The sequence below is a fragment of the Fundidesulfovibrio sp. genome (genome assembly GCF_058402725.1).
Map to the genome: position 1 here is coordinate 1 of NZ_JBZVFJ010000164.1, position 6,198 is coordinate 6,198.

General features: G+C 63.8%; 4 protein-coding genes. 2 read left to right on the top strand and 2 right to left on the bottom strand.

Annotated elements, in window-relative coordinates; translation table 11 throughout:
- Positions 1–34: 34 nt before the first annotated feature.
- Positions 35–850: an nSTAND3 domain-containing NTPase gene (locus tag ACV4UX_RS16185; RefSeq protein ID WP_491594317.1), complete on the bottom strand. Its 816-nt coding sequence runs from the start codon at positions 848–850 to the stop codon at positions 35–37.
- Between the two features lie 239 nt (positions 851–1,089).
- Here ACV4UX_RS16185 and uvrA point away from each other — a divergent pair, with 239 nt between their 5' ends.
- Together uvrA and ACV4UX_RS16195 are read left to right on the top strand one after the other, a co-directional pair.
- Positions 1,090–3,843, top strand: a complete 2,754-nt coding sequence (gene uvrA / locus ACV4UX_RS16190) for an excinuclease ABC subunit UvrA (protein ID WP_491594318.1) — start codon at positions 1,090–1,092, stop codon at positions 3,841–3,843.
- Positions 3,844–4,002: 159 nt separating this feature from the next.
- Positions 4,003–4,737, top strand: coding sequence for a tetratricopeptide repeat protein (locus ACV4UX_RS16195; protein ID WP_491594319.1), 735 nt, complete (start codon positions 4,003–4,005; stop codon positions 4,735–4,737).
- A gap of 203 nt (positions 4,738–4,940) precedes the next feature.
- Here the strand turns inward: ACV4UX_RS16195 and ACV4UX_RS16200 are convergent.
- Positions 4,941–6,198: two-component system sensor histidine kinase NtrB (locus ACV4UX_RS16200; RefSeq protein WP_491594320.1), on the bottom strand; the 1,258-nt coding region annotated here is incomplete at its 5' end.

A 6,198-nucleotide genomic window follows, 5' to 3' on the forward strand; every position in this document is an offset into this window, starting at 1 on the left:
AATTACGAATAGTTGGAAGGTCTATTGAGGCGTTTTACCGTGCAGGGGTCTCGACTCTGGAATCTTCATTAAACCTTAACACTTCTAAAAAATTTTTTCCCAGAAAATCATCAAAGTAAAAAACCTGCTTGCTTTGCATTTCAAAAACGGACTGAGCCTCACCAATGCCATCCTGTATGACGATTGGATCAAACCCATCCATAACAGATTCAAGCAACAACTGTTCACCCAGCGATGTCTTCCCCACTCCGGGCTCTCCAGTAACTACTATCACTTTATTTTTCTCTAAGACCTCCCTCGCCTTAACATGCGATGACGTTACGGCATAATGTTTATTCGCTTCGATAGCTCCATCCACAACCTGTCTAGAGACATTATACACTGACGAATGCAAAAACCTCTGCAGTACCACTGAGCTTGCGATCCATAGCTTGTAGTGATTTCGTTCAACTGACGGATGCCTTGCAAGCAAACTATTCAGATCGTGCCTTCCAAGCACATCGCTACTTGTAACAACATATGGACTTAGCGCACTGCAAACCTTTTCTTTATCCATTGGAGACAAAGGGACAGATGTTGCCAAAATATATCTTGACGGCTTCAACTTGTGAAGCTTTTCTAACTCACCGTGCTTTATACTGGCCAGTAAACCTTGAAATCCTGACTCAACATAATGCTTACTCTGAACAATTGCGACACCACCATCCAACTGATAGAATCTACCATCTATTCCTTGATCTTTTCCTGGCTTAAATCTTTCAATTTTTGCCTGAAACTCACCAGACAACAGATCATTCACTAGCATTTCGAATTCAACTGGACTCAAACCCGCGAAATCATAGTTTTGCATATTGTCCTCGTCAATCAATAGCTGTGATCTTTATAATATATATGCAAAGCTGAAAACGGTCAACGACTAGCTAAACACAAATAGCCATGCTCATCTGATGTGGCGCAATACTCATAACATGGGCCGAAGCCCCACTCAGCTGAACTGTGGCAACACATTACCCACTTCGTAGCTAAAACACTTGCCTTTTCCCGCCCAGGCCTTATCTCCCCCCTTTCGATTTCTCTCCCGGAGCCTCAATGAGCGACCACAAAGTCATCCGCATCGAGGGCGCGCGCCAGCACAACCTCAAGAACATCTCCCTGGACATCCCCCGCGACCAGCTGGTGGTCATTTGCGGGCCTTCGGGTTCGGGCAAGTCCACCCTGGCCTTCGACATCGTGTACGCCGAGGGGCAGCGGCGCTACGTGGAATCCCTCTCCGCCTACGCGCGGCAGTTCCTCCCCAAGATGGACAAGCCCCAGGTGGACCTGATCGAGGGCCTCTCGCCGGCCATCTCGCTGGAGCAGCAGTCCGCCACGCGCAACCCCCGCTCCACCGTGGGCACGGTCACCGAAATCTACGACTTCCTGCGCGTGTTCTTCGCCCGCCTGGGCACCCCGCACTGCCCCAAATGCGGCCAGCCCATCGCCGTGCAGACCACCGACCAGATCGTGGACGACATCCTGGCCCTGCCCGAGGGCACCAAGTTCCTCCTGCTGGCCCCCCTGGCCGAACACCAGAAGGGCACCCACGCCGAACGCCTCAAGAAGCTGAAATCACAGGGCTTCGCCCGCGTGCGGATCAACGGCGAGGTCACGCCCCTGGACCCCCTGCCCGAGCTGGACAAGAACAAGCGCCACACCCTGGAACTGGTGGTGGACCGCCTCGTTGCGCGCCCCGACAACCGCAAGCGCCTGGCCGACTCCGTGGAGCTGGCCCTGGCCCAGGGCGGCGAGCGCCTCATCGTCCACGACATGGACAAGGCCCGGGACCGTCCCTTCTCCACCACCTCGGTCTGCGCGGCCTGCAAGGTGAGCGTGCCCCCGCCCTCGCCCCAGCTCTTCTCCTTCAACAGCCCCCAGGGCGCGTGCCCCACCTGCGCGGGCCTGGGCAGCGTGGAATACTTCGAGCCGGACCTCCTGGCCCCCAACAAGGGCCTCTCCCTGGAGCAGGGGGCCATCCTGCCCTGGAAGAACGAGCGCATCCTGGCGCGCTACCGCGAACAACTCGCGGGCCTGGGCAAGCGCCACGGCTTCGCCCTCTCCACGCCCCTCAAGGACTACCCCCCCAAGGCCTGGGACGCCCTCTTCCACGGCGACCAAGACCTCGGCTGGAAGGGCGTGACCGCCCTCATGGAGATGGGCCAGGCCCTGGGCGCCACCTGGCGCGACGAACTCTCGCGCTTCCGCCAGAACAGGCCCTGCCCCGTGTGCCAGGGCGCGCGCCTGCGCCCGGAAAGCCTGGCCGTGCGCATCGACGACTTGAATATTTTTGAGTTCTGCTCGCTGCCCATCGAGCGCGCCCGGGCCTGGATGGACGCCCGCGCCTTCGCCGGGGCAAAAGCCGTGATCGCGGAGCCCCTGGTGAAGGAGCTCTCCCACCGCCTGGGTTTCCTCTCGGGCGTTGGCCTGGACTACCTGAGCCTGGGGCGCAACATGTCCACGCTCTCGGGCGGCGAGGCCCAGCGCATTCGCCTGGCAGGACAACTGGGCTCCGGGCTGGTGGGCGTCACCTACGTGCTGGACGAGCCCTCCATCGGCCTGCACCCGCGCGACAACGAACGCCTCCTGGGCACCCTGCGCATGCTCCAGAAGCGCGGCAACACCGTGCTCGTGGTGGAACACGACGAAGCCACCATCGAAAGCGCCGACCACGTGATCGAACTGGGACCGGGCTCCGGGCTCCTGGGCGGCGAGATCGTGCACCAGGGCGACGTGCGCAGCCTCCTGGAATCCGAGACGCTCACCGGGCGCTACCTGCGCGGCGACCTCTCTATCGCCCGGCCCGGGAAGCGCCGCGAGCCCAAGGGGCATCTGCGGCTCAAGGGGGCGCGCGCCAACAACCTGAAGAACCTGGACGTGTCCATCCCCCTGGGCTGCCTCACCTGCGTCACCGGGCCTTCGGGCTCGGGCAAGAGCTCCCTGGTGGTGGACACGCTTTATAAGCACCTGGCCCTGTCCCAGGGCATCAAGGTGGACCTGCCCGGCCCCGTGGACGGCTTCGAGGGCGCGCAACTCATCGAGAAGATCGTCTCCATCGACCAGACGCCCATCGGGCGCACGCCGCGCTCCAACCCGGCCACCTACACCAAGATCTTCGACGAGATCCGCGACATCTTCGCCGCCACCTCCGACGCCAAGAAGCGCGGCTACAAGCCCGGGCGCTTCAGCTTCAACGTGCGCGGCGGGCGCTGCGAGGCCTGCCAGGGCGACGGCGTGATCACCGTGGAGATGCACTTCCTGCCCGACATCCACGTGACCTGCGAGGTCTGCGGCGGCAGGCGCTACAACCGCGAGACCCTGGAGGTGCGCCACAAGGGGCTCTCCATCGCGGACGTGCTGGACCTGCCCGTGCTGGAGGCGCGCAGGCTCTTCGAGAACTTCCCGCCCCTGGCGCGGCGGCTCGAAATTCTGGAACAGGTGGGCCTGGAATACGTGCGCCTGGGCCAGCCCGCCACCACGCTCTCGGGCGGCGAGGCCCAGCGCATCAAGATCTCGCGGGAGTTGGGCAAGCGCAGCCTGCCGGGCGCGCTCTACATCCTGGACGAGCCCACCACGGGCCTGCACATGCACGAGGTGGGCAAGCTCATCCAGGTGCTGCACCAGCTGGTTGACCGGGGGGCCAGCGTGGTGGTGATCGAACACAACACCGAGGTGATCCTCTCCTCCGACCACGTGATCGACCTGGGCCCCGGCGGCGGCGAATACGGCGGGCGCATCGTCTCCCAGGGCACGCCCGAGCGGATCATGGCCGACCCCGAGTCCGTGACCGGGCGGTTCTTGACGCCGTAGCGGGCCGCCCCTTCGCAGCATGCGCCTTTTCCCGAAATCTTCCTGTTTCCCTGCCTTGTCTCGAAGCGCCGTTGCATCTATCAATGAGGTGACGGTCCTGCCCGCCGGGGCGGCGGGCATGCGGCCGGAAGAACTTCTGCAAGGGTGCGTGGTGGCGTCATGACGGATTATCCAGCGATTTTGGGCGTTTTTTCCCTGCGGCGCAACGAAGAGGTGGGCACGGGCGCGACCCAGGCCCGCCACGACCAGCTGACCTACTGGTACGCCAGGCAGCTCAGCCCCGACGTGGTGGAGATGCAACCCCTCAACGTCTACCATGTTCCCTCGGGCATCAAGAAGCTCTGCCCCCTGGACGAGTTCCTGCGCTCCTACACCCCGGAGCCCCGCTATTACGAGGCCAACACCGTGCCCGCGCTCAACTCGCTGCGGGCCAAGATCGACCAGGGCGAGAAGTTCTTCTCCATGGGCCTCCTGGACGACGCCGAGAAGGCCTTCCTCAAGGCTTTGATGATCGACGAGATGAGCGTGCCCGCCAACTACGGCCTGGGCGACGTGTACTCCGAGCAGAAGGATTTCCAGAAGCTGCGCCGCGTGCTCACGGTGCTCATGGGACTGGACGACGCCTTTTCCGTGGAATACCGCCAGAAGCTCAACACCTTCGGGGTGAACCTGCGCAAGCAGGGGTTCTTCGACGAGTCCATCGCCTTCTTCAACAAGGCCCTGGAGCTGCGCAAGGACGACGAGAACATCTATTTCAACCTGGCCCGCGTGCACTTCGACAAGGGCGAGATCGACAAGTGCATCGGCATCCTGAACATCGCCACCACGCTCAATCCCGAATTCGTGGAGGCGCGGAAGTTCATGCGCTATTGCGAACGCATGACCACGCAGTAGCGCCCTCTCCCTCCCCAGGCGAAAGGCAAGGCCGCTCCGCGTTCGCGGCGCGGCCTTTTTCGGCGTGCTCCAGCCGGAATGGCGAAACCCGGACGCCGGGCGACCGCGCCGACTGACGCGCGCCATGCGCTCCGGCGGTTCTCCGGCGTGGAGAGCGGGATTCGAGCCCGGGCCGAGGGCAGGGGCTCGCGGCAGCCTGCCCGTCAGACCGTGCGACCCTGGGCCGCCAGGTGATGGGAGGAATCGGACCAGGGAACCCGGACGATGAAGCGCGTGCCCACCCCTGGGGCGCTCTCCACCTCCAGCGTGCCGCCGTGGTTGGTGGTGACGATGAAGTAGGACACCGAAAGCCCCAGGCCCGTGCCCACGCCCGGGGGCTTGGTGGTGAAGAAGGGTTCGAACACCTTGCGCCGGACGGCCTCGGACATGCCGGGGCCGTTGTCTTCGATCTCCACGCGCACGCCGCCCGGCTCCGAGCGGGTGCGCAGCACGATGGCGGGGGCGCGCCCTTCCGGCTGGGCGTCGCTCATGGCCTGGGCCGCGTTGCGCAGGATGTTCATGAACACCTGTGCCAACTGACCCTCCACGCAGGCCGCCGGAGGCAGGCCGGGCTCGTAGTCGCGCTCGATGCGAATATGCCTGAAATCGTAGCGTTTCTTGAGGTCGTAGTCCTTGGCGCACAGGGCCAGGGCCTGGTCGAGCACGGCGGCCACGTCGCCCGGGGACGGTTCCGCCCCCTGACGGCAGAAGTCCAGCATGTCCTGGACGATCCTGGTGGCGCGCACGGCCGACTCCCCGATGGAGCCCAGCAGTTCGGGCACCTGGCGGCGCGCGCAGAAGCCGTGCACGCTCTCCAGGGAGCCACCCGCCTCGCGGGCGGCGCTCCGGTTGGTCGGGGTGTCCTTGCCCAGGCGGGCCTGGAGCACCTGCACGCTCTGGATGATGCCCCCCAGCGGGTTGTTGATCTCGTGGGCCATGCCTGCGGCTAGGCCGCCGACGCTCATCATCTTTTCGGTCTGGAGCATCAGTTCCATCATGCGCCGACGCTCGCTCACGTCGGTGAGCGCCCCTGCCATGCGGATCACGCGGCCCGTCCCGTCGCGCAGGGAGGCCCCGCGCCCCAGCGCCCAGCGCCAGGAACCGTCCTGGTGGCGCAGGCGGTGCTCGATCTCGAAGCTGGGCGTCTCGCCTCTGGCGCAACTCTCCAGGGCCTGCTGCACGCGCTCCAGGTCGTCGGGGTGGATGCGGCCGCGCCAGAGGTCCACCTCGTCGGGCTCCTGCCCGGCGAGGCCCACGATCTCCTTCCAGCGCGCCGAAAAATAGACCCGCCCCGTGCGCAGGTCCAGGTCCCAAACGCCGTCGTTGGCCCCGCGCAGGGCCAGGGCGTAGCGCTCCTCGCTCTCGCGCAGGGCGGCCTGGGCCTGTTTGCGCTCGCTCACATCGCGGATCACCGCCAGAACG

Bases quoted from the DNA above. Each gene is read 5' to 3' on its own strand.
- ACV4UX_RS16185 (WP_491594317.1), bottom strand. From the start codon at position 850: ATGCAAAACTATGATTTCGCGGGTTTGAGTCCAGTTGAATTCGAAATG.
- uvrA (WP_491594318.1), top strand. From the start codon at position 1,090: ATGAGCGACCACAAAGTCATCCGCATCGAGGGCGCGCGCCAGCACAAC.
- ACV4UX_RS16195 (WP_491594319.1), top strand. From the start codon at position 4,003: ATGACGGATTATCCAGCGATTTTGGGCGTTTTTTCCCTGCGGCGCAAC.